Below are 2,820 nucleotides of genomic sequence, written 5' to 3' on the forward strand. Positions count from 1 at the left end.
CGGCGCGGTTCAGCGCGTAAAGCTGGTGCGGCAGCGGGATGACGCTGGACTGGATGGGCGCGAGCAGCAGGTTTTCTTCCAGTGCGTCCTGCAACTTAGCCGCCGCAGTGGCGTGCAGCAACTGCTCCACGGTGGGCTGCACGCTGGAAAGCAGAGCCAGTTCCGCCGCGCGCGCGCGCAGCACGGCGTTTTTTGACGGCAGCCACACGCGGTAAGCCGCTTCACCCCACAGCGCCAGCCGTTCCACCACGCGGCAAGGCGTGGCTTGCCGCGTGTGCCAGCACCAGTCACCGGTGTCGAAGCCGCTTTCCATCACTGCTTACGCCCCGTCTTCGCTGCGCGTCAGTGCCATGTCGTACAGGGTGAGAAGCTTTTCGTCCTCTTGCAGGGTCTCGTCCGGCAGCTTGTGGGCGATGGCGAGAATGGTGGCATAGTCCTTCGTCGCCCAAGCTGCGCGGAAACCGGCGCGCAGCACTTCCAGGCGCGATTCCTTGATCTTGCGGCCCGTGAACGTCTTGTATTGCTCGAACTCCTTGAGCAGCGATTTTTCGCGCTTCTTCTCCAAGTCCTGCGCCTTGTTCGGGTCGGGCACATACCAGCGATCCAGCGCCTTGGCGATCAGGCGCGGGTCTGTTTTCTCCAGCCCGCGCACGTCCTTGTGGTTGCTGGAGAGATAGCTGTGGATCTGGCTGGGCACCTCACCCGCGCCGTCGTAGCGCAGGAAGTTGGCTTCCAGCAGCGCCGAGAGTTCCGGGCGGGTTTCGTGCTTCTTCCAGCCCGCGCCCAGTTGCTTGATGAACTCCGGGTGGATGTCCTGATAGGTGGATGGCCGCGCTTTTAGGTAATCCGCGGCCCAGTCGATGGCGCTGCGCTCGTCGGAGACGAACAGCTCCATCTGGGGTGCTTGCGCGGTCTGCGCGCGCTTCTTGTCGTATTCGGTCACTTGCTCCGGCAGGAAGACCATGCCGTCGCGTTCGGGGAAGCGGCTGCGCAGGCCGTCCTGAAACTCCTGACTGGAAAGCGGCACGGGCGCGCTGTGCCGGACGAACCACGCCACCATGCGGTCGAACAGGATGCGCGGGTCGCGTTCGGCGACGAATTCCATCTCGCCGTTCCGCAGTTTCAATACTGGCAACTGCCGCAGATGGATTTGCACGAAATCCCACGCGGAATCTGGTGTAGCTCCACGCTCCGCGAAACGCTGCTCCAGCCCTCCATTGGGTTTGTAGGCGGAAATCACCAAATCCTGTTTGACGGAAGTGGTGTTTGTAACGGCATTGAAACTGCCTTGGACTTTGTTCAGTGCAGAAACATTGGCAATAACAAAGCCGGCCTGCTGCATGGCAGTTTGAATCCCGTTCCAGACGGCAGCGGATGTATTGGAGAACACCACCGTCATCCAGCGGCCTGGCTTGAGCACGCGTTGGTACTCCTGAAAACACTGCCGCATCAAGTCGTGATAGCCAAGCAAGTCCTTGGATTGCGCATTACTGACGATGGCTTCTGGTTTTTGTTCGGTGAATACGCCATGAAAAGCCTCAACCAGAAAATTCAACTCTGAGTAGGCGAGGTTTTCGCCAAACGGTGGGTCGGTGAAGATGTAGTCGATGCTGCCGTCCGGCACCGGCAAACGCGCCGCTGTGCCGGTGTTGATTGCCGCGCCAGCGGCTCCGACTTGGAAATTTCCGAAGGCTTTGACCAGCCTGTCCAGCTTGCCATCAAGGATGTACCAGGGGCTGCATTCAGCATGCTGCGAAGCGACGTAATACACACCAGTCAAGTACTGGTTTACCTGAGAGAAATGCGTTGGCGTATAGCGAGCAAGAACCGACAAGCCCCAAATCGCCTGCTCGACCATAAATATCAGAATGCCGCGAATCCTCTTATCAGGGTGCGCTCCAGCTTTCGCCCACAGTGCGCCCATCGCTTGCGCTGCTCGTGGCAAATACAAATGATGCACATGAGTGAAAGACGCTGTGCCAGCTCGCCATTTGTCACCCCAACTGTCTTGCTCCAATGGAGCATGCATCATGCGATCAGTCGGAATAGCCGTTGGGAAAGGTTGCTGTTCAATGCGTCCAAGAATTTCAAGATCTTTAGCGTCCAGCTTCTTCTCGTATCTGGCTTTCCCAACGCGATACGAAATCAGGCTGGGCACGCGCTTGGGCGATTGCAGCGTAGTACCAGTTGCGCTGTCCAGCTTGGTGACGTAGAGCCGCTCCAGCTTTTTCTTGGTCAATCCGGCATTGCAGTGCGGGCACGGAAACTCATCTTTGACTCGCTTGGTTTCCTCATCCAGCGCTTCATCCAGAAAATTCACTTCACCTGCGCATTCCGGGCAACTGAATACCTCGCTCCACACCGTGTATTCGATGCGTCCCTTGGTCTTGCCGTCGCTATGCAGCGTTTCATACATCCAGCCGATGTCCTGCTCCACAGCCTTGAGCAGTTGCTTTCCCGCCTTGGCGAAGGCATCCACATCAAAGGGGATGTTGTAGTTCGCGCCGATGAAGGCGGCAGCGGGCGACAGGTCGTTGAGCACCGCGCGGCGCGCGCCCCATTTGGGCGCGGCGCGGCCTTCTTTCTTCCACGCCTGCTCCAGTTCAAACCGATAACTGCCCGGTGCCGTGCCGCACCACTGCGCGGCCACGCCCGTCATGCCCGAACCGGCAAAGCCGTCCAGCACCACATCGCCCGGCTGGGTGTAGTGCAGGATGGACGGCACGATGGCCAGGTGCGGCACCTTGGTGTGGTAGCTGTGCGCCTTGTAGATGGCGTCGGTCTTGCCCACACTCACGTCAATCGCCAGCGGCTCGCGGC

The 2,820-nt window shown here is 59.4% G+C and carries 1 protein-coding gene and 1 pseudogene; both read right to left on the reverse strand.

From position 1 onward, the window contains the following. Window positions 1-313 (reverse strand): annotated as a pseudogene (locus AC2VLV_RS11155) (helicase); the annotation flags it as partial. A gap of 6 nt (window positions 314-319) precedes the next feature. Then, a partial coding sequence (locus tag AC2VLV_RS11160) for a DNA methyltransferase (RefSeq protein WP_486990048.1) occupies window positions 320-2,820 on the reverse strand: 2,501 nt, incomplete at its 5' end.

This window comes from Thiomonas sp. TH-17 (genome assembly GCF_057473305.1).